The following is a 22,166-nucleotide window of genomic DNA, read 5'->3' as shown; positions in this document are numbered from 1 at the left end:
TGACCAAATTAAAGTCGGTCAATATGGATAAAACATCGGGAATTATATCAAAGAAACATTGGCTAGCGTAAATCAACTGGTGGGTATGCAATGCGATCAGCTAAGCTTCCAACAGTAATGGCAAAATAGTTAGAGCGGTTCCATTTGAGCAATGTCTCATAGTTGTGATAAACCAAATAAATACGACCGTTGCGATCGTCAGGAACCACTAATCGAGCCTTAATTTGACGCGTGGGTAACGCTTGGCCACTGTACCGGCGAACACCTAATTTTTCCCATTCAGATAGCAATTTTGCAGATTTAATATCGAGTGTTTTCAAATCAAAATCTTTGGGTAAATGTACTTGGCGTCCCCATGTCATATCGTCTCGCCAACCGATTTTATTTAGATAATTTGCCGCCGATGCTAATGCATCCGGCACACTATTCCACAGATCGCTCTTGCCATCACCGTCGCCATCTACTGCATAGGCGAAATAGGTTCCAGGCATAAATTGAACCTGCCCCATTGCGCCGGCCCATGAGCCTTTAAGGGTACTACGTGAAATGCCATCTTTTTTCATAATGGCAAGCGATGCCATGATCTGGCGTTCAAAAAACGCTCTTCTGCGGCCATCATAGGCCAGCGACGTGAGTGCTGACATCACATCGTAGCGTCCAGTAAGATTGCCAAAATTAGATTCAATTCCCCATAGAGCTACGATAAAACGGGGCTGGACATGGTATTGAGCCGAAATTTTCGTTAATAGCGGATAATATTGTTTATACAATTTACGCGCTTTAGCAACTTTCCATTTAGGTAATGCTCTTGGGATATAAGTATCTAGAGTCAGGCGAAACTCAGGTTGGTTTTTATCGCTATAAATAACCTTTTTGCGTAACTTGACGTTGTTAAACGCCTCGTCAATCAGCGGTTGTGAATAGCCCTTCTCAAGTGCTTGATGCTTAAGTGAGAGAACATAATCATCAAAGGACTGTGCTTTGGCATTCACAGTCACGCCAAGGGATAGAATCAAACATCCAATAGCCAATTTAATCCGAGTCATGTATCCCCTTAGAAGCTTTAAATACTTCAAGTTCATTTGTCACAGGAGGTGGGAGCTGCAGATAAAATCCATCCTTTTGCATCGCTTCTCGGACTTTGTCGATATCGGCAATCGCCAGTTGTTTGTTACCGGCTAAATTAAAAGTCATGAATAACTCGGGTTTACCAAACATGGTTAATAATTGCTTAGGAACGTTTTCAAACTTATCTCGTTTGGCTATATAAAGGTATGTTTGTTCTTTTTTTAAGCTTTTATAAATATAGCACAGCATGTTTTGACTCTTTTTATTGTTTCGTTACAGATAAATGGGCAAACTATAGCAAAATAGATTGCATACCAACAATGTGCCACTAAAAAGACTAAAGTAATAGGAATAGTTAATCACATGGCCGAACCAGAAGTTGAAATAAAGGGAACGACATTTACGATCTCAGTCATTCATTTGATTGACAATGATTTGGAGCATATCAAACAGGTACTTGAGAAGAAAATGGCTCAAGCCCCAAAATTTTTTGCAACTGCACCGGTTATTGTAAATGTAAGTTTAGTTAATGAGTCGCTTGATTTTCCTGCATTGAGAAAGGCGATTAATGCCACTGGTTTTGTTATGGTTGGTGTAACAGGAACGCGAGATAGCGCTCAAAAACAGCTTTGCCACACGGCCAATATCCCAGTTTTAATTGCAGGTCGAGATGTCGAGCCTAAACCGATCGAAGCTCCTCAAGATGTGAGTATCGGTCAACCACCTAAAGTGGTTCGTGGGCAGGTCCGCTCAGGACAACAGGTTTATGCTAAAAATTGTGATTTAGTCGTTTTTGGTAGTGTTAGTAATGGCGCAGAAATTATAGCTGACGGCAGTATTCACGTTTATGGCGCCCTTAGAGGCCGAGCAATTGCCGGAGCTAGTGGACAATCAGATTGCATCATTTGTTGCCAAAGTCTGCAAGCTGAGTTGGTCTCAATAGCCGGACATTATCAATTATCAGAAAATCTGCAGCCTATGTGGCAGCAAGCATGTTGTATTGAACTACAGGAGCGGCAATTGACTTTTGCCCCTCTAAACTAAGTGTTGAAGGAATCATATGACCAAAGTTATCGTTGTGACTTCAGGTAAAGGTGGCGTAGGTAAAACTACATCCAGCGCTGCTATCGGCACAGGCCTGGCCGTTAAGGGCCATAAAACCATCATTATTGATTTTGATATTGGCTTGCGTAACCTCGATCTTATCATGGGGTGTGAACGGCGCGTGGTCTATGATTTTGTCAATGTCATAAACGGTGAAGCAACGCTTAATCAAGCGATGATCAAAGATAAACGTCTTGAAGGGCTCTATGTTTTACCGGCATCGCAAACTCGCGATAAAGACGCGCTCACCAAAGAAGGTGTGGAAAAGGTCATCAACGAGCTTAGCGAAAAAGGCTTCGAATACATCATTTGTGATTCTCCAGCAGGGATTGAAGCTGGCGCCATATTAGCTTTGTATTTTGCAGATGAAGCAATTGTTACCACTAACCCTGAAGTTTCATCGGTGCGAGACTCAGATAGAATATTGGGGATGCTCGCAAGTAAATCACGTCGCGCTGAACAAGGCCTAGAACCAGTAAAAGAACATTTACTACTGACGCGCTACAGCCCTACCCGCGTCCATCGCGGTGACATGCTAAGTGTTGAGGACGTCTGTGAAATTCTAGCAGTACCACTGTTAGGTGTGATACCCGAATCACAATCTGTGTTAAAAGCATCAAACTCGGGTGAGCCTGTCATTCTTGATGTTGAAAGTGACGCAGGACAAGCTTATCAAGATGCAGTTGAACGTTTATTAGGAAATCCGCTTGAACTTCGCTTTGTAAATGAGCAGAAGAAAGGTTTTTTCAGCAGGATTTTCGGAGGTTAGTGACACATGGCTTTAATTGATTACTTTCGTAGCAGCAATAAAAAAAGCTCCGCGAAGTTGGCCAAAGAACGTCTACAGATTATTGTGGCCCATGAACGCAGTGAGCGTTCAGGCCCTGATTACTTACCTGCACTAAAACAAGATATTTTGCAGGTTATTCAGCGCTATGTTCAGATTGACCCAGAGCAAATTCAGGTATCGCTGGATAATAAAGAGGCTGATTTATCTGTACTAGAGCTCAACATCACTTTGCCCGAAGATAGTAAAACTAAAGGCAAAACCAAATAACTTGATGCGCTCAACTAAACTATAAGCCCGCTTTTAGCGGGCTTAATCATATCAAGCGATTATAATGATGGCAGATACGGTTTCAAAACATCTTCTCGCCAACCATCGAGCAATGCAGGTTTTGGGCTAGTTTGTCGTTCTTGTTCTGAAAGTTTCCAGTGCCAAGTAAATAGTTCATGAATCAAACGTTTGGGAGCTAACACATCTGCTGGGATTCCAACATGTTGTTCTGCTTGAGTTGCCGCTTCACGAAATTGACTGAGCATAGGCTTGTAGTCTGGATAATCGACCATTCGCTTAATTTTGTCAGGCCATTGCTGCTCTGGTATTTGTTGAGCCTGCTTGACGATATGTAATAAAGTTTGAGCATGGATACGAAATGCTTGTGGTGAGATTCCGGTATTTTTTAAGTTATTTTTGCTAGCAGGCTGATACTTGGCAATTGCCCAAAGCGTGTCGGCATGAACCACTTTATTCACTGGCATATCTTTTTCAATAGCAGCTCGCAGGCGCCAAGCAGCTAATTGTTGAAGTACAGCAAGTTGCTGGCGAGATAATTTCCAAGCATTTTTTACATCAAGATAAGCGCTTTGTTCTTGCGGTTTTAAACAGCGCAGAGCCGCCACACGGGCACTTTCACTAAGCACATAGTCATACAAGCCTTTTTCCTTGAGCTCTTTGACTTGCAGTTCATACGCAGATTTGAGATAAATTACATCTTTGGAGGCATAATCTAATTGGCGCTCAGTCAATGGTCGAGCCAGCCAATCCGTGCGAGATTCCCCTTTATCGAGCAAGACGCCGGTGGTCTGTTGGATTAATCCTTGATACCCCAAGCTAATACCATGACCCAAAAATGAAGCTGCAATCTGAGTATCAAAGACCGATAAGCCGAACTGGCTCACATGAGGCGCCATGATTTCTAAGTCTTCACCAAACGCATGCAAAACCCAATGATGCCGCTCTAAACGTTGCCAAAATTTACACTCATCTAAATCATTTAAAACCGGATCGACTAGAAAACACTGATGACCGTCGAAGATTTGGATTAATCCCAATTTAGCGTAATACGTCCGAGTGCGGACGAACTCTGTATCGAGCATCAAAGTGGTGGAGCTCTGATCTAAAAATTCACAAAGAGCTGCCAGTTGAGAAGGTGTTTGAATAATCTGATAAGTCATAATTAACAATAAACAACGAACAAGTCGTCTACATCACTTGGAAAATTACTGTGTAGTCTAACAAAATTGCCGGATAAAGACTTGTCTTGCTTAATCTAACTGCTTATTTAATCAGCAATGATGAGTTAATTTGCTATCTAGGCCAAGGGCCACAATCAAAAGCATAAAAATGCCGTGGCAACGGATCTGGGTCAGGATTTATCTTTGGCCAAAGATAAAATGCTTTCGCATCAAGGCTTGGAACCTGCTGCTTAAGCTTGTCGATGGTAATGGTAGTTGGTGCGCTAATCTGCCCTTTTATCGAGATTGTCCGACCAGGGGCATAAATCATTGGATCTAAAAATTGTTTGAAATTAGCAACAAAACGCCCAGGACTATTATCCCCCACGACTTTGCCTTCATAATCGAGCTGTTGCATTACAACCTGAATTTGAGTGCCTTTGTCGCTGTTGTGAACCTTAGTAATACTCCCCTGCCAAAGCGCCCATTGCCCTTGGTGATTCGATTGCTTAGCTTGTTGATAAGAGGTATTTGTTTGATTATCGGATAACTGAACAGAGCGCGGAAGGCTACTACAACCAACCAGAAATAAACAGCCAAATAACCAAGCTGCTAATCCAACTCGTTTATGCATAAACATCAACACCAAATATTAAATTAATGTGGCTGCGTTTTGCCAACATATGAATTTCTTGATAAGCACGCAGCGCACCTTGTGCTTGAGCCGATGGCATGTCGTAACTAAGTGCATCGAACACAGATTCATCTGCAACAACTTGCAGTTTCCCCTGACTCGATTTTGACTTTTTCTGAGCACGTTTCTTAACCTTTTTAGAGCCTTTATTTGGGCTCTGTATCGGATAAGGTGCTTGATTTATGCCACCAACTCTCACGATTTATTCTCTCCCGGGGAGCTTTTTCCAGGTCACTTTGTCACGTAAATACACAGGCTGCGCATTTGCCGCTGGCGTTGTTTGACCATCAGCATAAAGCTTGTTAGCCAATTTAAGCATATCGTATGCGCGCGGAAGTGCAATATCTGTTTGGGTAACTAACGGATATTTTTCACTCAAAATATCGCGATAGGTTTCCCACCCAGTTCCCACTGCAACGCCTGACATCTCGCTGGCAACTTCCAGTTCATCAGGGGCTATTACTTGTTCGGTTTGTTCGATGGTTGCAATACCTTGATGATTGGAAAAAATCGCGTGATAAATTTCGCCCATTCTGGCATCAATTGCCGCCACAACCCTATCTACATTGCAATTATCTATCGCTTGCTGAGCCATTGCGGCAAGCGTTGAGACGCCAACCATGGGCAATTCTGCTCCAAACGCAAGCCCCTGAGCTGCAGCGACGCCAATTCGTACTCCGGTAAAACTACCAGGCCCCTGACCAAATGCTATGGCATCTAGCTCATTCAAGCTGACATTGGCTTGATTTAACACTTGCTCAACCATCGGTAAAATTTTCTGCGTGTGTTCACGTGGGCATTTCTCAAAGTGCGAGTAGATTTTTCCCTGCCAACTAAGTGCAACAGAACATGCTTCAGTGGCTGTATCAAGGGCTAATATATTAATGTTCAAGTTTTGGTTCATGAATTTACATCACTTATTGCGGAATTTTCCGCATGATTCATCTGACTAACAAACTGTTCCACCAGCTCTAAATCGCGACTGCGCCGCATCGGTGGCAGGCTTTGTAAAAATAGCTGACCGTAATGACGATTCACCATGCGATTATCACAGATGACAACAACACCTCGATCACTTGTATCTCGAATAAGTCGCCCAACGCCCTGTTTTAGGGTAATAGCGGCTTGCGGCAAATAGACTTGTTGAAACGGGTCGCCTCCTCGAAGGCGGCAATCTTCACTTTTGGCACGCATCAGCGGGTCATCAGGCGATGCAAATGGAATTTTATCTATCACCACAAATGACAATGCCTGCCCACGGACATCGACTCCTTCCCAAAAAGAGCCTGTGGCAACCAAAATAGCATTACCCGCTTTAATAAATTGGTTTAACAATATCCCTTTTGCAGCCTCACCTTGGGTTAGAACCGGAAGTGTTGTTTTCTCGTGCAAAAGCCCTGACAGGCGCTGAATCATTGCATGGCTGGTGCATAAAAAGAAGCATCGCCCACCGTTTTTCTCTATAATCGGCAGCAATTTTTGGACAATTACTTTTTCAAATCCTGGCGAACCAGGATCAGGCAAATAGCGAGGCACACACAATAAAGCTTGGTGAGAAAAATCAAAAGGGCTTTCGAGCATTAGCTGCTCAGAGCCATCAACACCTAATTGACTGACAAAATGATCAAACCCTTGATTAACGGCTAAAGTTGCACTGGTAAAAATCCATGAAGCATCACGTTCATCGAGTTCTTTACGAAATCGCTCGGCAATATTAAGCGGCGTAATATTCAGTGAAAAATGCAATCTTGAAGTATCGTACCAATAGCTGAATCCCGTCACTTGCGTGTTCTGCATTTTCTCTAATAACACTTGCAGCTGGGCGACTCGCTCAAAAAGATGATCACCTAATTCACTGCGTGACAAAGCAAGCTTTAATAACTCATAAACAAATTGCAGGTCATCTGTTAACCGCTTTAGCTGTTGGCTAAATTTTGGTTTGTTTAATAGTGGTCGCCAATCCCCGCGCTCTTTCTCACCTTCAAATGCCAAACGAGTATCTTGGGCACTTACTCGTAATTTAGCCCCCGCTTTTGCAAGCTGCGCCATATCTTTTAATTCGGTTCGATAGAGCAGTTCGATATCTTTGCAAAGGTCGCTGATCATTCGGCTAGAAAATGTCTGACCAAAATATTGGGTCGCAATATCGGGCAATTGGTGGGCTTCATCAAAAATATAAGCGTCGGCCTGTGGCAACAGCTCACCAAAACCTGTTTCTTTGACTGCCATATCGGCGAAAAAAAGGTGATGATTGATCACAATGATCTGCGCTTGCATCGCTCGGTTTCGAGCCTTGACTAGCGGGCAATCAGAATAACTAGGACATTCTCTACCCAGACAATTGTCATTGGTACTCGTAATCAATGGCAATAATTCTGATTTTTCGGCCAGCGGCCCTAGTTCAGAGATATCACCATCAGCGCTGGTTACCGACCATTGTCGAACCCGTGCTAAGTCTGCCAGCAATTGCTTGTCCATATCACGCGACTGCTGCATAAAATGACTTAAACGCTCAATGCACAAATAATTATTACGGCCTTTTAATAACGCCACAGGACGAGAATATCCAAGGGCTTTGACCATTGTCGGCAAATCTTTATGGAAGAGTTGATCTTGAAGCGCTTTAGAACCGGTACTAATGACAATTTGTTGATCACTATGCAACGCAGGAACCAGATAAGCGAATGTCTTACCGGTTCCTGTTCCAGCTTCAACTAATAAGATTTTTTTACGCTTGAGTACGTCTGATACTGCTTGTGCCATCTTTTGCTGGGCTTTGCGTGGTGAAAATCCAACAATATTTTTCGCTAGCAGTCCCTCAGGCGCAAAATAATCTTCTTTCAAGTTCTAAAGCCTAATTTGTTACAAAGGCTTATTATGACAAAAACAGACCCTGCTCGCATCTATACAAATAGATCAATTTCGTGATCCGTTAATTGCGCTTTGGTTTTGTCTTTATGCTCTTTATCACTTGTTTCTGCCTTATTACGAGCATTTTTAAGATTCGTATTTTTCTCGCCTTTACTGTCCTGACGATTGCCATCCGAATCTTTAACCTGTCGTAAAGGTGGCCCAGTAGGCCGCTGAATGACAGGAGGAATGAGATCATTTAAAGGCATATCAATTCCCCAAATCGGTTATGACATTACTTATATCGACCAAAAAATGATCTCTCTTAATTTATTTCACTTTATTGTGAAAAAGAGTTTGCTTTTTTCAATTGGGTTGTTACTGTAGATATACATTAACCAATTTACCAAAAGACCCGTAATGTTAAACATCGTCGTTAAACATCATCACCATCATCACCATCCCGAATAGGTCTTTCAGGAGAATTGGTGCTGGAAGACTCGTAGAGGCTTCCGGCGGTTGACAGACATTTTTAAACCCTTGGAAGCTCAATCTTCCAAGGGTTTTTTAATTTTATATGTCAGGGGATCAACCAAATGTCAGAGCAACAACGTTTACGAATCGCAATTCAAAAGTCTGGTCGGCTGAGTAAAGACTCGCAGCTTATGTTCAAAAACTGCGGCATGAAAGTTAACTTACGCGAACAGCGCCTTATCGCCCACTGTGAAAATATGCCAATCGATATTTTGCGAGTTCGAGATGATGACATTCCGGGCTTAATTATGGACGGCGTGGTCGATGTAGGGATTGTTGGCGAAAACGTCCTCGAAGAAGAAACACTACTGCGCCAAAGTCAGCAAGAATCTACCGAATTTAAAACTCTGACGCGACTTGATTTTGGTGGTTGCCGATTGTCTCTTGCCGTTCCTGAAGATTTTGAGTTCAAAGGTCCTCGCTCCTTGGCTAATTTGCGAATTGCAACAACCTATCCTGGGTTACTTAAGCGCTACATGGACACCCAAGGCATTGACTACACCAATATCATGCTCACAGGTTCCGTCGAAGTAGCACCTAGGGCTGGATTAGCAGATGCCATTTGTGACTTGGTCTCAACTGGCGCAACTCTTGAAGCCAATGGCCTAAAAGAAGTCGAAGTTATCTATCGCTCTAAAGCAACGCTCATTCAATCATCCAACGTTCTAAGCCCATCAAACCAAGCTCTTTTAGATAAATTGTTACTGCGTATTCAAGGAGTCATGCAGGCTAAAGAAAGCAAATACATCATGTTGCATGCGCCTAAAGCAAAATTAGAAGAAGTCATTGAATTAATGCCTGGCAGTGAACGCCCTACTTTGCTGCCTTTAGCTGGACGCGATGATTTAGTCGCAGTGCACATGGTGAGCACTGAAAACCTATTCTGGGAAACAATGGAAGCACTCAAAGAGTTAGGTGCAAGTTCAATTTTGGTTATGCCAATTGAAAAAATGATGGAGTAGTCTCATGCAAACGCTAATTTGGAACCAACTGAACGAAGAACAAAAACAAAGTTCACTCCAGCGTCCGGCAATCAGCAATGCAAAAGAAATTAGCCAAATTGTTGCGCAAATCATAAATCAAGTTAGAACAGAACAAGACCGCGCACTTAAACAATTGACTGAAAAATTTGACAAGGTCGCACTAGATCAACTGCAAGTCAGTCAAGAGCAGATACTACGCGCGGGTGATAATTTGAGTGATGAATTTAAACAGGCGATAAAGCTTGCCAGTGGCAATATCTCAAAATTTCATCAAGCTCAGAAACCCAAGCCAACCATGATTGAAACCCAACCGGGTATTCGTTGTGAACTGCGCTTTAGTGCTCTTGAAAAAGTGGGACTCTATGTTCCAGGCGGCAGTGCCCCGCTGCCATCAACAGTGATGATGTTAGCCATTCCAGCCAAAATTGCTGGGTGTTCAAAAATCATTCTCTGCTCTCCTGCCCCCATTAACGACGCTATTCTTTATACCGCGCACATGTGCGGCGTTGATGAAATTTATTCAATCGGTGGTGCTCAAGCCGTAGCAGCAATGGCCTATGGAACACAATCCGTTCCTAAAGTTGATAAAATTTTGGGTCCGGGCAACGCCTTTGTGACCGAAGCTAAACGACAAGTATCGCAAGACTACCAAGGTGCGGCGATGGATTTACCTGCCGGTCCATCAGAGGTGTTAGTCATTGCCGATTCAAAAGCAAACCCAGCGTTTGTTGCAGCGGATCTGCTCTCTCAAGCTGAACACGGCCCTGACTCTCAAGTTATTCTCGTCAGTGATAGCGCTGACTTGGCAGCACAAGTTAGTAAAGAAGTCGATAGACAGACTGAGCTATTAGAACGGCGCGAGATTGCCAAAAAAGCACTGGCCAACAGCCGCGCAATTATCGTTGATTCTCTTGAGCAAGCCATGGATGTAGCAAATAGCTATGGCCCTGAACACTTAATTATTCAAACAGAACAACCTCGTCAGTTACTGGCTCGAGTCAAAAGTGCTGGCAGTGTATTTCTAGGCGCTTGGACGCCTGAATCAGTGGGTGATTATGCAAGCGGAACCAACCACACACTGCCAACTTATGGTTATACCCGAACTTATTCAAGTTTAGGTACCGCCGATTTTATGAAACGTTATACCGTTCAAGAACTAAACGAGCAAAGCCTCAACGACTTAGCCCCAACAGTTATTGAAATTGCTAACGCAGAAGGTTTAAGTGCGCACCGCCGAGCGGTCACGCTTCGCATTGGACAGGAGAAATAGTCATGCCAACACAACAGCTCGCCCGTACCTGTGTGCAATCATTAACGCCTTATCAATCGGCGCGAAGAATCGGCGGAGTCGGCAATATCTGGTTAAACGCCAATGAAAGTCCAGACAGTGCCGACTATCCATTAGCCGAACTGCGTTTGAATCGCTATCCAGAATTTCAGCCCCCAGAATTAATTAACGCTTATGCACAATACGCTGGTGTCAGTGCTGAGCAAGTTTTAGCAACGCGCGGCGCAGATGAAGCGATCGATGTTTTAATTCGGACTTACTGCGAACCAGGCCAAGATCAAATCGTTATCAATCCACCAACTTACGGCATGTATGCTATCAGCGCCGAAACATTTGGGGTTGATGTTATAAAGCAACCTTTAGATGATGATTTCAATCCTGACTATCAAGCACTTGCCAAGGCGAATGCCAAAATCATTTTTATCTGCTCGCCGAACAACCCAACAGGTAATTTAGTCGATATTGAGGCGCTTCGCACATTGGCAAAAGCCCAGCAAGATAAAGCAATTATTGTTGTGGATGAAGCCTACATTGAATTTAGCCCTCAAGCCACTGCCAGTGGGCTTATCCAAGAGTTCGATAACATCGTAATTTTGCGAACGCTCTCAAAAGCATTTGCCCTTGCAGGTGCTCGCTGCGGCTTTGTGCTGGCGCAAAATGAAGTGATAAGCATGCTAGCTAAAGTGATTGCGCCTTACCCGGTTCCATCTCCTGTTGCATCGGTGGCAACTGGCGTACTAACGCAGGGCCTTTCAAGCATGCAAGCGCGCGTTGCTGAGTCAAATCGCTTACGTGCTGAGTTTGTTAACCAGATAGCCAAGCTTAACTGTGCGGATACTATTTTCTCGGCAACCGGTAATTATGTGTTAGTTCAGTTTAAAGCTGATTTGTTCGATAAAATCGCTCAGCGTGGCATTGTGCTGAGAAACTTCGCTGATAAACCCCGTCTTGAACGCTCGATTCGCGTCACCATCGGTAATCAACAAGAGATGGAACAAACGCTAGAAGCGATTAAAGAATTATCACAAATGCTGCTGGGAGAAACATGCCAATGAGTGCACAAAAGATCCTTTTCATTGACCGCGATGGAACGCTAATTGAAGAACCACAAAGCGATAAACAAGTGGACTCTTTGGAAAAACTTAAATTTGAACCATTTGTTATCCCAGCACTATTAAAGCTCATCGGAGCTGGTTTTAAACTCGTTATGGTCAGTAACCAAGACGGATTGGGAACAATAAGCTTTCCAAGTGAAGATTTCGAAAAGCCACATAATGCAATGATGGAGCTGTTTAATTCGCAAGGGATTACATTCAATGATGTTCTAATTTGTCCTCATTTACCCGAAGAGAATTGCAGTTGCCGTAAACCGAATTTAGGCTTAGTTCAACCGTATCTTACACAAGGCAAAGTCGATTTTACTAAAAGTGTGGTCATCGGCGATCGTCCAAGTGATATGCAACTTGCCCAAAATATGGGGATCACTGGCATATTATATGACCGCGATAGCAACAATTGGCAAGCTATCACTGAAGAGCTCACCGCAACTGCACGCAAAGCAAAAGTACAGCGTAACACCAGTGAAACACAGATTAGCGTTGCGGTTGATTTAAACTCTCGCGCCAAAAGTACTATCAACACAGGGATTGGCTTTTTCGATCACATGCTCGATCAGATAGCAACCCATGGCGGTTTTTATCTCGATTGTCAGGTCAAAGGTGACTTATATATTGATGACCATCACACCATCGAAGATACTGCATTGGCGCTAGGTCAGGCTTTAGAACAAGCTTTAGGTGATAAACGCGGAATTAATCGATTCGGCTTTACACTACCAATGGATGAAGTCTTAGCTCAATGCGCTATCGATCTCTCGGGACGGGCATTTTTAAAATTTGATGCATCTTTTAATGAGTCGCAAGTTGGGCAAATGACTACCGAGATGGTGCCTCACTTTTTTCGCTCGCTTGCTGATTCACTGCACTGTACCTTGCACCTTAGTGCCAGTGATGGAAATACACACCACGTTGTTGAATCACTATTTAAGTGCTTTGGGCGCGCATTAGGCCAAGCCATTACTCAAACGAGTGACGTTCTTCCGAGTAGCAAAGGAGTGTTGTAATGAACATTATCGTTGATACAGGTTGTGCGAATCTTTCATCAGTACGTTTTGCAGTGGAACGTTTGGGGTTTGACGTTGCGATTAGCGCCGATCCCAAGCTGATTTTAAGTGCAGACAAAGTCTTTCTTCCCGGCGTTGGAACCGTTGCTGCAGCCATGCAACAACTGCAAGAAAAGCAGCTTATTGAAGTCGTACAATCGGTCAAAGCACCTCTTTTGGGAATTTGCTTAGGGATGCAGATTTTAGTTGAATCATCATTTGAAGGTGGTGCGCAAGTTGCTAAAACTGCTCAAGATTGCTTAGGGCTAATCCCGGGAACTATTACTAAATTAGAGCCCAAGCAAGATTTGCCGCTACCTCATATGGGCTGGAACCAAATTAAACCAAGCGATCACCCGCTATTTGCCAATATCGACCCACAAAGCTTTTTCTATTTTGTGCACAGCTACGCGTTAAGTGTTAGTGATGCCACAATCGCTGAGTGCGATTACGGTGGGCCATTTTCAGCGGCCATTGGCAAAGACAACTTTATGGGCGTGCAGTTTCACCCTGAGCGCAGTGGCAAAGCCGGCGCGCAACTTATCAAAAATTTCTTGGAGATGTAGATGATCATTCCAGCTCTAGATTTAATTAATGGGCAAGTCGTTCGTCTCTATCAGGGCGACTACCAACAACAAACAACTTATAGCGATGATCCGCTTAGCCAGTTTTTAAGTTACCAAAATCAAGGCGCCAGTGTTTTGCATCTCGTTGATCTTGATGGCGCCAAAGACACAACGGCTCGTCAGCTTAGTGTAATACGCCGCCTTATCAGCAAAACTCATGTAAAGGTCCAAGTCGGTGGTGGCATTCGTGATGAAAATGATCTTCATGATCTCCTCGAAGCAGGAGCTGCCCGAGTCGTTATTGGTTCAATGGCAGTGAAACAACCTGAGATTGTAACCAAATGGATAGAACGTTATGGCAGTGAACAAATCGTCTTAGCGCTTGATGTAAATATTAATGCTCAAGGTGAAAAACGAGTCGCTGTATCAGGCTGGCAAGATGACAGTGGCACTCAAATTGAGACGCTGCTTGATCACTATTTAGCACACGGGCTCAAACACGTTTTGTGTACTGATATTTCACGAGATGGCACATTACAGGGCTCTAATATCGCGATGTATAAAGAGCTTTGTCAGCGTTACCCAACGATCCAATTTCAGTCTTCTGGAGGAATCGGCTCGCTTAAAGATATCGCAGAGCTACGTTCCACCGGTGTGGCCGGAGTGATCGTGGGCAAGGCGTTGCTAGAAGGTAAGTTTACCGTTGAGGAGGCCATCAAATGTTGGCGAAACGAATAATTCCCTGTCTGGACGTTCGCGATGGTCAGGTTGTCAAAGGTGTTCAATTTCGCAACCATGAAATTATCGGTGATATCGTCCCTCTAGCTAAACGATACGCGCAAGAAGGCGCTGATGAGCTGGTTTTTTATGATATTACGGCCAGTAGTGATCGCCGAGTCGTGGACAAAAGCTGGGTGAGTCGAGTGGCTGAAGTGATTGATATCCCCTTTTGTGTCGCTGGTGGGCTCAAAACAGAAGAAGACGTTGCCCGCACTCTGATGCATGGCGCGGATAAAGTTTCCATTAACTCACCAGCGTTAGCTGACCCAACCCTTATTACAAGGCTTGCTGATCGTTTTGGCGTGCAATGTGTGGTGGTTGGCATCGATAGTTACTTTGACGATGCCAGTGGTCAATATCAGGTCAAGCAATTTACTGGCTCTGAAAAATCCACCGTCACCACGGGTTGGAATACCGTAGATTGGGTTAAAGAAGTTCAAGCGCGAGGCGCGGGCGAAATCGTACTCAACATGATGAATCAGGACGGCGTGCGCCAAGGTTATGACCTTAAACAACTTAAAATGGTCCGCCAAGTTTGCAAAGTCCCTCTCATTGCCTCTGGTGGAGCTGGAGAAATGGTTCATTTCGCTCAAGCATTTAAAGAAGCAGATGTCGATGGCGCGCTTGCAGCAAGCGTATTTCACAAACAAATTATCAATATTGGTGAGCTAAAAGCCTACCTTAATAATGAACAAGTGGTTGTCAGATTATGAAAAATGAGTTGTTAGAAAAAGTTGATTGGCAAAAAGTTGATGGTTTAATTCCCGCTATTATCCAAGACATACACAGCGGCCAGGTTTTGATGTTGGGATACATGAACCAAGACGCGTTAGCTAAAACCTTAACCGAAGAAAAAGTGACCTTTTTCTCTCGTAGCAAACAACGTCTTTGGACCAAAGGCGAAACTTCCGGGAATTTTTTGAATCTTAAATCGATTCAGCTCGACTGTGACAACGACACGCTTTTAGTGGTTGTTGAACCCATTGGTCCAACTTGCCATACTGGAACAACCAGTTGTTTTGGCAACGAAAACCCTTCGGACTTAGGCTTTATAGCTGAACTTGAGGCGGTGATAGCAAGCCGTCATGGCAGCTCACCAGAGCAGAGCTATACCGCTCGCTTATTTGCTGCTGGAACCAAACGAATGGCCCAAAAAGTCGGTGAAGAAGGCGTAGAAACAGCTTTGGCAGCAACCGTTAAAGACAGAAATGAGCTAACCAATGAAAGTGCCGATTTGTTATTCCACCTATTGGTATTGCTTGAAGATGCAAAATTACCTCTTCGTGAAGTAATCGCTTGTTTAAAAGCACGGCATAAATAAACCATCACATTCTCTCATGAAGGGCTGAGATTATCTTCATGAGCTTTTCATTTTATCAAGGTGGTGCCAACAGCGCCGCCAAGGTAAAATAATAGCTCAGTTATATAATTAGGTCCTTCATGCAGTTATTTCGACATCTGAGCTGGTTCTTTCGCCGTTACTGGCATACCTATTCACTCGCTCTTATTATGCTCTTTAGCGTGGGTTTGATTAATATGGCCATTCCTTGGATGATTGGCCGAGCCATTGATAGGCTTTTAGCAACCCATCAGCTCGCAAATACAATTCACTACCTGTACCTACTTGCACTGGCTGGCGTGAGCGTCTATTGGCTGCGCTTTGGTTGGCGACGGCTGCTGTTTGGTACATCCTATAAACTGGGGAATATCCTGCGTGAGCGCTTTTATCAACGACTCACTAAACAGGGCCAAGCTTTTTATAGCGAGCATTCCACCGGGGACTTAATGGCCAGAGCCACCAATGATATTGATGCGATTGAGACCGCCGCTGGAGAAGGAATTTTATCCGGCTTTGATGGCATGCTGACCTTCATCTTGGTCTTGATTATGATGTTTGTCTTTATTGATTGGCGACTTGCCATTTTAGCGCTGTTACCCTTCCCTTTTATGGGCGCTAGTTTTTATCGATTATCTAATTTAATTCATCGTCAGTTTAAAGACACGCTCGATAAGTTCTCTCGACTTAATGAACAGACTCAACAATCCATGGTTGGGATCCGAATGATCAAATCCATGGGCCGTGAATCAATTGAAAAACACGATTTTAATCAGATTGCTGAAAACGCTGCATCAAGTAACTATAAGGTTGAGCGATCAGATGCCAAATTTAGCCCCACGATTAAACTATGTCTGGGCTCGGCAATGCTTATCACGCTGCTCGCCGGTGGTTGGCAAATTCATGAAAAAGAGCTCACAGTCGGCCAGTTAACCAGCTTTACGATGTACCTAACTCAATTGATTTGGCCGATGTTTGCCTTTGGTTGGTTAATGAATATTCTCCAGCGAGGCAACGCAGCAATGGGCCGTTTACACGAGCTGCTCTCAGTGCCTGACAGCATTGTCGATAATGGTAGCGAATGCCCTGATAACGCTCACATTGAGCTGGTTGATCTTAGCTTTAGTTATCCTGGCGATGAACACCTATCATTAAGTCATATCAACCTTGATATTTATGAAAACAAAGTGCTAGCGATTGCAGGCCCTACCGGCTCAGGCAAGTCTACGCTGCTTAAATTATTAATGCGTTATTGGGAAGCGCCCAAAGGTCAACTGCTTGTTGCACAAAAGCCGATTACTCGTTATCAGTTAAGCGCGCTGCGCGCCCTATTTGCTTATGTACCGCAAGATTCATTTTTATTTAGCGCAACCATTGCTGAGAATATTCGGATGGGACGACCCGATGCTAGCGAAGAGCAAATTTATGAAGCCGCCCGTGTTGCAGCAATTCACGACGATATTTTAGGCTTTGAAAAGGGCTATGACACCCAAGTCGGCGAACGCGGTGTCACGCTATCAGGAGGCCAGCGGCAACGTCTGGCGATAGCCAGAGCACTCATTAGTGATGCCCCAATTTTAATGTTAGATGACGCGCTTTCGGCGGTCGATGTTCATACCGAACAAAAGATCATCCAGCACCTGAGAAGTCGTAAAAATCAAACCGTCATTATCGTTAGCCATCGCCTGTCAGCGTTAGAGCATGCAGATGAAGTCGTAGTACTTCATCACGGTAAGATTAATGAGCGAGGTTCGCATTTATCACTGATAGAACAAGATGGCTGGTATGCGCGAATGGCTACTTATCAGCAAATGGAACAAGCGATAGGGAATACGCAACATGACTGAGTTAAACAAGAAAAAATCAGCCTCTTCATCCGGCTCGTTTCGATTGCTGATGAGTTATGTTTTTGCTGATCGTGCCCTATTTATTAAAGCTGTATTACTGGTAGTACTGGCAACAGGTTTAGATGTGTTAGGGCCAATCTTGAGTAAAGTGTTTATTGACAACTTTATCGTGCCTGATAACTATCCACTGTGGCCAATTGTTGGAATAATCAGTGCTTTTATTGTCACCACGGTGTTGGGAACATTTTTACAATATCAGCAGACCCTAAAATTTATCAATATCGCACTGAATGCTGTGCTTGATATTCGCAAACGTGTTTTTGCCCATGTGTTAAAATTGCCAATGGCTTTTTTTGACAAGGCGCGCACGGGCCAATTAGTGAGCCATATTACGAACGATACGGAATCTATTAAAGATATTTACGTTCAGTTTTTAGCCAATGTGATGTCTAACGTGATATTGCTTATCGGCATTTTAACCGCAATGGCGATTTTGAATGTGCAATTGATGCTAATTGCCTTGCTCTTATTGCCAACTGTCGGTGGGATGATTTTTATCTATCAGCATTTCAGCGGTAAAATTGTCGCGAAAAGTCGGCAATTACGCTCTGATATTAATGCTACCATTAGCGAATCCATCGCTGGCATGTCGGTCATTCAAGCGACCAATCAACAGCACTCAAAACTCGCTCAGTTTAATGAAACCAATCGCGACTACTATCAGACTCGCTTACAGACCATAAAAATTGCGTCATTTTTGCTACGTCCAGCAATTAATTTGCTGAGTATTTTAGTGTTGGTTGGTGTGGTATGGGTCTTTGGCAGACAGGTCGTTGAAGGTGTGGCACAAATTGGTGTTCTGTATGCTTATCTTAATTATCTAGGGCGTTTTACCGAACCGCTTGCTGAGATTACTCAACGTTTCAGCCTTTATCAGCAAGCAATGGTGGCAGGTGATCGAGTTTACAAACTGCTCCAAGAACCTGCTTTAGAGCATTTTGCCGAGCATGGCGCTGCCATTGAACATGGCAAGTTAGCTGTTCGTGAACTCTCGTTTGGCTATAATCAAGACCAACATGTGCTCAAAAATATTAATATCGATATCCAAAGTGGCGATTTCTATGCCATCGTCGGTCATACCGGGAGTGGTAAAAGTACCCTATTAAGCTTGCTTCTTAATTTTTATCAGCCACAACAAGGTGAAATAAGAATTGATGAGCACCCTCTTACCAGCTTTGATCATGATACATTGCGAAACGGGGTTGGATTTATTCCGCAAGAACCCTTTATTCTGGCCTCTTCCATTTATGAGAATATTGATATGGGCCGCTCATTAGGGCAAAGCTCTGTTGAGAGAGCTGCTCGTGAAGCGCATTTAGATGAAGTTATCGAACAAATGCCAGAGGGTTATCAGACCCAACTAGGCGAAGGTGGCCTGCGTTTATCAACGGGCCAACGCCAGCAGTTGATTATCGCCCGCGCCCTTGCTGGCTCCCCTAAAATATTACTGCTCGATGAAGCCACAGCAAATGTGGATTCAGAAACAGAACAAGTCGTACAAAAAGCACTGAATCGGCTAAGAGGTAAAGTAACCATGATTGTTGTCGCTCACCGCCTTTCAACAATTAGTCATGCCGACAACATCTTAGTTTTGGACAAAGGTGAACTTGTCGAGCAAGGTAACCACCGCCATTTGATGCAAGTTAAAGGTGGTATTTATCGCTCGATGTATGAACTACAATTGCAGGAGCGCAAACTCGCTCAACTGCAAGAATGATTAATTTGGACAGCCATGGGTTAATAATGAATATGTCGCACTGCAAACGTTGGCATATTCAACCCATTGGGTCGGCATTGAGTGTTGATATCTTGAAATAAATGCGCGGTATAGGCCATATTTAAAATAGATGATATCGGCACTCATTGTTGGGCCTTGGTAATGGACCTTTCTTTTCTTATCCACCCAAACATCAAGCTGACCTTTATTTGATTTAAACCAACTCACCCGCACAGCAATATCATGCCAACGATTGGTTAGGCTCGACCAAGCAATGAGTGGTTTTTCATAATTGGGCTTAATTCGAAGATGGCGGACTAATGCATAGCCTTTATCGTTTAACTCAAAAATCCAAGCTGGTTTGGCATTTTTTTGGTGAAACTGTCCCAGCGCAACTTTGGCAGGATAAATATTAATAAATTGATTGGGTAGATAAAATTGCCAGTGATACCAGATGGTCTGCCCTTCATGAGTTGTTTTATGACGTTCAGAAAGCTCACTACGCTCTCTATCTTCTTTACAGTCATTCCAACCGTGACTTGCAGCACAATCACCTGGGCGCACTTCAAAACGCTCAATATATGCAGCCGGTGCCGAACTAGCTACAACCACCTTATAACCCCACGATGAATCATTAAGTGAGCGCATCAAAGGATCTAACAGACCATGTTGTAACGGCTTAGCAAAAGTAGATTGTGATAATACATAAGTAAAAATAGCAACCCATATGAATGGTTTCATTTATTGCTCCCATTAAAAAACCACCTCGTTTGAGGTGGTTTTTCAGCCTAGCAACAAAACTTCTTAATTAGAAGCGATAACCTACACCAACGCCTAACAGCCATGGGTTTAAGCTACCAGATGCACTTACATTATTGCCACTGACAACTGTATTAACTTTGGTACGCAAGAATAATTTTTTAACATCAAGGTTAACTGACCAATTGCCTGCGATTGCATAGTCAAAACCTGCTTGAAATGCATAGCCAAACCGATCTTTATAGTCGATAGATGAGTTTGCACTACCCGTATCTTCAGCAAAGAAATGAGTATAGTTAATACCTGCACCGACATAAGGGCTAAAACGCTGTTTTGGCATAAAGTGGTATTGCAGTGTTAATGTTGGTGGTAATAACCGCACAGTACCTAAATCAACTTTACTTGAACTTCCAGCATTCCATTTTACATCGTGTTTCGTAGTCCCCGCGATCAATTCCGCAGCGATATGATCGGTAAAGAAATATGAAAAATCGAGCTCAGGTACAACGTCATTATTTACATCAGCACTACCGGCAATTGAGCCTGTAATATCTTCGTTAGGCACAACATCTAGAATACGGGCACGGATTAAAAAATCACCTGCAGATTTTGGTTTAAAATCAGCCGCATTTGCAGTTGATACAGCAAGAAGTGACGCAGAAAGCACAGTCAGAGCCATCCATGAAGGACGAACGTTGAGTCTCATAAAGATATCTCCAGAATCTATTTATTATGTGGGTGTAAAAATGCCTTTTTAACGCATTATTTATATTGATCGATATCAAGTAGATCTGGGTTAATTTTCATAAACCCTCAATTCGTTTAAAGAATATGCAACGAGTCACATTTATAACTAACAATAACTCAACGAATTGTTAAATAAATGTATAAATTTACTTTAAATGTATTAGAAATAATTAATAAGAAATAGCGATATAAATAGATTGAATACAAATAAATAATGATTTTATAAATAAAGGAGGAATAAACTAAGTTATCAATAAATATTATATTAAATAAATGTTAATAACTTGGTTTATTTATGGAGTGAGATTTTAACAAATAATTAAACAGTGATAAGCTCAATGGGTTGTTGCTTTAAGAAAGCAATATCATCCGCTGGTGCATCTTGACTTGTAACCAGCAAATCAAATGCACCAATCGAACCACCTAGTGTCGATGGAAATATAAGCCCAAATTTACTCGCATCTGTTAAGACAATATTGCGACGCTGTTTAGCTAAAATTGCATCAACCACATCGGCACGCATCATATCTCGGCTCGTAAAACCAGTATCCTGATGAAAACCATCAATCCCAATGAATGCCGTACTAAAATGAACTTTTTCTATGCAATAACGAGTAAGCGGCCCCACTAAACTCTCGCCTTGATGTTGATAGACACCACCAAGCAAAATAATATTGGAGTTGGTACTACGTAGCAGATGAGCTATGTAGGCACTCGAGGTAATCAATGTGACATCTTCGCGTTCGGCAAGCTCTCGAGCTAGCAATGCATTGGCACTGCCTCCTTCGATCATCACTGTTTCACCAGGCTCAACTAACGCTGCTGCTCGTTGTGCTAGCTTTTGTTTGGTGCCAAAGCGCACTTCCATCTGCTGGGCTATATCGTCGTTATCAATAGCGACCGCTGCACCGTGAATACGCTTCACGTAGCCAAGTTGCTCTAAGTAATTAAGGTCTTGTCGAATCGTGACCTCAGAAACGCCAGTGTGTTCAGAAAGTTCTGAAACAGTGATTCTGTATCGTTGGTTTACAATTTGGATAATTTCACTACGTCTGGCGTTCATTTTTGTCTCATTGTTAATGAATTTTTCGATTTTCTTACGCATGCAAGATAATCGAAATAGATTTTATCGCTAACAAAGGACAATAATCAACCGCTATCTATTATTCTTTTCATTTAATTTATTTATTCTTTTTAATACTTAAAAAATAATAAATATGTATAAGGCAACTACTTAAAAACAATAAATACCCCTTTTTATATAAGGGATTAACATCTTAATTTTTATTTAAATCTTAAGACATGCTTTAATAAGCAATAAAACATTATTAATAAAGTCACTGAAAATATTAAAATTTAATCGAACCTTTTTATGGATACATTAGTTATTAATTGTATTGATGATGAAGAAAATCTATATGATATAAAACATGC

General features: G+C 42.9%; 24 protein-coding genes and 1 other annotated feature. Of the genes, 13 read left to right on the top strand and 11 right to left on the bottom strand.

What is annotated here, in order from left to right:
* Positions 1 to 62 precede the first annotated feature (62 nt).
* Together ABTQ23_RS05075 and ABTQ23_RS05070 are read right to left on the bottom strand one after the other, a co-directional pair.
* A complete protein-coding gene (locus ABTQ23_RS05075) occupies positions 63 to 1,046 on the bottom strand; it encodes a lytic murein transglycosylase (protein ID WP_408614567.1) in 984 nt (327 codons plus the stop codon).
* Positions 1,033 to 1,317: a YcgL domain-containing protein gene (locus tag ABTQ23_RS05070; RefSeq protein WP_408614566.1), complete on the bottom strand. Its 285-nt coding sequence runs from the start codon at positions 1,315 to 1,317 to the stop codon at positions 1,033 to 1,035. Before ABTQ23_RS05070 ends, ABTQ23_RS05075 begins: the two co-directional genes overlap by 14 nt.
* A gap of 114 nt (positions 1,318 to 1,431) precedes the next feature.
* On the opposite strand from ABTQ23_RS05070, the gene minC reads away from it, so the two are divergent.
* Genes minC through minE form a run of 3 tightly spaced genes read left to right on the top strand, consistent with a single transcriptional unit; the run spans position 1,432 to position 3,229 of the window.
* The gene (gene minC, locus ABTQ23_RS05065) at positions 1,432 to 2,112 is read left to right on the top strand and encodes a septum site-determining protein MinC (protein ID WP_408614565.1); all 681 of its coding nucleotides are present in this window, start codon (positions 1,432 to 1,434) and stop codon (positions 2,110 to 2,112) included.
* Between the two features lie 16 nt (positions 2,113 to 2,128).
* Positions 2,129 to 2,941, top strand: a complete 813-nt coding sequence (gene minD / locus ABTQ23_RS05060; protein ID WP_408614564.1) for a septum site-determining protein MinD — start codon at positions 2,129 to 2,131, stop codon at positions 2,939 to 2,941.
* Positions 2,942 to 2,947: 6 nt separating this feature from the next.
* Complete coding sequence (gene minE / locus ABTQ23_RS05055; RefSeq protein ID WP_408614563.1) at positions 2,948 to 3,229, top strand: cell division topological specificity factor MinE; 282 nt, start codon at positions 2,948 to 2,950, stop codon at positions 3,227 to 3,229.
* A 59-nt stretch (positions 3,230 to 3,288) separates the two neighbouring features.
* On the opposite strand, the gene rnd is transcribed toward minE, so the two are convergent.
* The 6 genes from rnd to ABTQ23_RS05025 all read right to left on the bottom strand — a co-directional run bounded on the left by rnd (position 3,289) and on the right by ABTQ23_RS05025 (position 8,223).
* A complete protein-coding gene (gene rnd / locus ABTQ23_RS05050; protein ID WP_408614562.1) occupies positions 3,289 to 4,410 on the bottom strand; it encodes a ribonuclease D in 1,122 nt (373 codons plus the stop codon).
* 133 nt (positions 4,411 to 4,543) lie between these two features.
* Positions 4,544 to 5,044: a Slp family lipoprotein gene (locus ABTQ23_RS05045; RefSeq protein WP_408614561.1), complete on the bottom strand. Its 501-nt coding sequence runs from the start codon at positions 5,042 to 5,044 to the stop codon at positions 4,544 to 4,546.
* A complete protein-coding gene (locus ABTQ23_RS05040; protein WP_408614560.1) occupies positions 5,037 to 5,303 on the bottom strand; it encodes a hypothetical protein in 267 nt (88 codons plus the stop codon). The genes ABTQ23_RS05045 and ABTQ23_RS05040 overlap by 8 nt, the downstream gene beginning before the upstream one ends.
* Positions 5,304 to 5,306: 3 nt before the next feature.
* Positions 5,307 to 5,996 (bottom strand): tRNA (adenosine(37)-N6)-threonylcarbamoyltransferase complex dimerization subunit type 1 TsaB, encoded by a 690-nt coding sequence (gene tsaB, locus ABTQ23_RS05035; protein ID WP_408614826.1) that lies wholly within the window; start codon positions 5,994 to 5,996, stop codon positions 5,307 to 5,309.
* Between the two features lie 8 nt (positions 5,997 to 6,004).
* A complete protein-coding gene (gene yoaA, locus ABTQ23_RS05030) occupies positions 6,005 to 7,948 on the bottom strand; it encodes a DNA repair helicase YoaA (protein WP_408614559.1) in 1,944 nt (647 codons plus the stop codon).
* 59 nt (positions 7,949 to 8,007) lie between these two features.
* Positions 8,008 to 8,223, bottom strand: a complete 216-nt coding sequence (locus ABTQ23_RS05025) for a hypothetical protein (RefSeq protein ID WP_408614558.1) — start codon at positions 8,221 to 8,223, stop codon at positions 8,008 to 8,010.
* A gap of 180 nt (positions 8,224 to 8,403) precedes the next feature.
* Positions 8,404 to 8,526, top strand: a sequence feature (His leader region).
* A 24-nt stretch (positions 8,527 to 8,550) separates the two neighbouring features.
* Here ABTQ23_RS05025 and hisG point away from each other — a divergent pair.
* The 10 genes from hisG to ABTQ23_RS04975 all read left to right on the top strand — a co-directional run bounded on the left by hisG (position 8,551) and on the right by ABTQ23_RS04975 (position 19,226).
* On the top strand, positions 8,551 to 9,450 hold the full coding sequence (gene hisG / locus ABTQ23_RS05020) for an ATP phosphoribosyltransferase (RefSeq protein WP_408614557.1): 900 nt from the start codon (positions 8,551 to 8,553) through the stop codon (positions 9,448 to 9,450).
* Between the two features lie 4 nt (positions 9,451 to 9,454).
* On the top strand, positions 9,455 to 10,741 hold the full coding sequence (gene hisD / locus ABTQ23_RS05015) for a histidinol dehydrogenase (RefSeq protein ID WP_408614556.1): 1,287 nt from the start codon (positions 9,455 to 9,457) through the stop codon (positions 10,739 to 10,741).
* A gap of 2 nt (positions 10,742 to 10,743) precedes the next feature.
* Positions 10,744 to 11,814, top strand: coding sequence for a histidinol-phosphate transaminase (gene hisC / locus ABTQ23_RS05010; RefSeq protein WP_408614555.1), 1,071 nt, complete (start codon positions 10,744 to 10,746; stop codon positions 11,812 to 11,814).
* Positions 11,811 to 12,881 carry a bifunctional histidinol-phosphatase/imidazoleglycerol-phosphate dehydratase HisB gene (hisB, locus tag ABTQ23_RS05005; RefSeq protein WP_408614554.1) on the top strand — a complete coding sequence of 357 codons (1,071 nt, stop codon included), beginning with the start codon at positions 11,811 to 11,813 and terminating at the stop codon, positions 12,879 to 12,881. The genes hisC and hisB overlap by 4 nt, the downstream gene beginning before the upstream one ends.
* Positions 12,881 to 13,486, top strand: a complete 606-nt coding sequence (hisH, locus tag ABTQ23_RS05000; RefSeq protein WP_408614553.1) for an imidazole glycerol phosphate synthase subunit HisH — start codon at positions 12,881 to 12,883, stop codon at positions 13,484 to 13,486. Before hisB ends, hisH begins: the two co-directional genes overlap by 1 nt.
* Positions 13,487 to 14,224 (top strand): 1-(5-phosphoribosyl)-5-[(5-phosphoribosylamino)methylideneamino]imidazole-4-carboxamide isomerase, encoded by a 738-nt coding sequence (gene hisA, locus ABTQ23_RS04995; RefSeq protein WP_408614552.1) that lies wholly within the window; start codon positions 13,487 to 13,489, stop codon positions 14,222 to 14,224.
* Positions 14,206 to 14,979, top strand: a complete 774-nt coding sequence (gene hisF, locus ABTQ23_RS04990; protein ID WP_408614551.1) for an imidazole glycerol phosphate synthase subunit HisF — start codon at positions 14,206 to 14,208, stop codon at positions 14,977 to 14,979. The genes hisA and hisF overlap by 19 nt, the downstream gene beginning before the upstream one ends.
* A complete protein-coding gene (hisIE, locus tag ABTQ23_RS04985) occupies positions 14,976 to 15,587 on the top strand; it encodes a bifunctional phosphoribosyl-AMP cyclohydrolase/phosphoribosyl-ATP diphosphatase HisIE (protein WP_408614550.1) in 612 nt (203 codons plus the stop codon). The genes hisF and hisIE overlap by 4 nt, the downstream gene beginning before the upstream one ends.
* 119 nt (positions 15,588 to 15,706) lie before the next feature.
* A complete protein-coding gene (locus ABTQ23_RS04980; RefSeq protein ID WP_408614548.1) occupies positions 15,707 to 17,449 on the top strand; it encodes an ABC transporter ATP-binding protein in 1,743 nt (580 codons plus the stop codon).
* Positions 17,442 to 19,226, top strand: a complete 1,785-nt coding sequence (locus tag ABTQ23_RS04975) for an ABC transporter ATP-binding protein (RefSeq protein WP_408614547.1) — start codon at positions 17,442 to 17,444, stop codon at positions 19,224 to 19,226. The genes ABTQ23_RS04980 and ABTQ23_RS04975 overlap by 8 nt, the downstream gene beginning before the upstream one ends.
* Here the strand turns inward: ABTQ23_RS04975 and ABTQ23_RS04970 are convergent, their stop codons facing one another.
* The 3 genes from ABTQ23_RS04970 to ABTQ23_RS04960 form a co-directional block, all read right to left on the bottom strand.
* Positions 19,227 to 19,967 carry a heparin lyase I family protein gene (locus tag ABTQ23_RS04970; RefSeq protein WP_408614546.1) on the bottom strand — a complete coding sequence of 247 codons (741 nt, stop codon included), beginning with the start codon at positions 19,965 to 19,967 and terminating at the stop codon, positions 19,227 to 19,229. It abuts the gene before it with no gap.
* Between the two features lie 67 nt (positions 19,968 to 20,034).
* The gene (locus tag ABTQ23_RS04965) at positions 20,035 to 20,691 is read right to left on the bottom strand and encodes an OmpW/AlkL family protein (protein ID WP_408614545.1); all 657 of its coding nucleotides are present in this window, start codon (positions 20,689 to 20,691) and stop codon (positions 20,035 to 20,037) included.
* A gap of 360 nt (positions 20,692 to 21,051) precedes the next feature.
* Complete coding sequence (locus tag ABTQ23_RS04960; RefSeq protein WP_408614544.1) at positions 21,052 to 21,795, bottom strand: DeoR family transcriptional regulator; 744 nt, start codon at positions 21,793 to 21,795, stop codon at positions 21,052 to 21,054.
* Positions 21,796 to 22,166: the final 371 nt, after the last annotated feature.

Source organism: Celerinatantimonas sediminis (assembly GCF_046054195.1).
Classification (GTDB): domain Bacteria; phylum Pseudomonadota; class Gammaproteobacteria; order Enterobacterales; family Celerinatantimonadaceae; genus Celerinatantimonas.
This window is presented reverse-complemented; position numbering and strand designations above follow the sequence as displayed.

Coding starts and splice junctions, on each gene's coding strand:
- minE (WP_408614563.1), top strand. CDS start 2,948: ATGGCTTTAATTGATTACTTTCGTAGCAGCAATAAAAAAAGCTCCGCG.
- ABTQ23_RS04970 (WP_408614546.1), bottom strand. CDS start 19,967: ATGAAACCATTCATATGGGTTGCTATTTTTACTTATGTATTATCACAA.
- ABTQ23_RS04965 (WP_408614545.1), bottom strand. CDS start 20,691: ATGAGACTCAACGTTCGTCCTTCATGGATGGCTCTGACTGTGCTTTCT.
- hisB (WP_408614554.1), top strand. CDS start 11,811: ATGAGTGCACAAAAGATCCTTTTCATTGACCGCGATGGAACGCTAATT.
- hisC (WP_408614555.1), top strand. CDS start 10,744: ATGCCAACACAACAGCTCGCCCGTACCTGTGTGCAATCATTAACGCCT.
- ABTQ23_RS05075 (WP_408614567.1), bottom strand. CDS start 1,046: ATGACTCGGATTAAATTGGCTATTGGATGTTTGATTCTATCCCTTGGC.
- ABTQ23_RS05025 (WP_408614558.1), bottom strand. CDS start 8,223: ATGCCTTTAAATGATCTCATTCCTCCTGTCATTCAGCGGCCTACTGGG.
- hisH (WP_408614553.1), top strand. CDS start 12,881: ATGAACATTATCGTTGATACAGGTTGTGCGAATCTTTCATCAGTACGT.
- minD (WP_408614564.1), top strand. CDS start 2,129: ATGACCAAAGTTATCGTTGTGACTTCAGGTAAAGGTGGCGTAGGTAAA.
- ABTQ23_RS04960 (WP_408614544.1), bottom strand. CDS start 21,795: ATGAACGCCAGACGTAGTGAAATTATCCAAATTGTAAACCAACGATAC.
- hisA (WP_408614552.1), top strand. CDS start 13,487: ATGATCATTCCAGCTCTAGATTTAATTAATGGGCAAGTCGTTCGTCTC.
- hisIE (WP_408614550.1), top strand. CDS start 14,976: ATGAAAAATGAGTTGTTAGAAAAAGTTGATTGGCAAAAAGTTGATGGT.
- hisG (WP_408614557.1), top strand. CDS start 8,551: ATGTCAGAGCAACAACGTTTACGAATCGCAATTCAAAAGTCTGGTCGG.
- hisF (WP_408614551.1), top strand. CDS start 14,206: ATGTTGGCGAAACGAATAATTCCCTGTCTGGACGTTCGCGATGGTCAG.
- ABTQ23_RS04980 (WP_408614548.1), top strand. CDS start 15,707: ATGCAGTTATTTCGACATCTGAGCTGGTTCTTTCGCCGTTACTGGCAT.
- minC (WP_408614565.1), top strand. CDS start 1,432: ATGGCCGAACCAGAAGTTGAAATAAAGGGAACGACATTTACGATCTCA.
- hisD (WP_408614556.1), top strand. CDS start 9,455: ATGCAAACGCTAATTTGGAACCAACTGAACGAAGAACAAAAACAAAGT.
- rnd (WP_408614562.1), bottom strand. CDS start 4,410: ATGACTTATCAGATTATTCAAACACCTTCTCAACTGGCAGCTCTTTGT.
- ABTQ23_RS05070 (WP_408614566.1), bottom strand. CDS start 1,317: ATGCTGTGCTATATTTATAAAAGCTTAAAAAAAGAACAAACATACCTT.
- ABTQ23_RS04975 (WP_408614547.1), top strand. CDS start 17,442: ATGACTGAGTTAAACAAGAAAAAATCAGCCTCTTCATCCGGCTCGTTT.
- ABTQ23_RS05045 (WP_408614561.1), bottom strand. CDS start 5,044: ATGCATAAACGAGTTGGATTAGCAGCTTGGTTATTTGGCTGTTTATTT.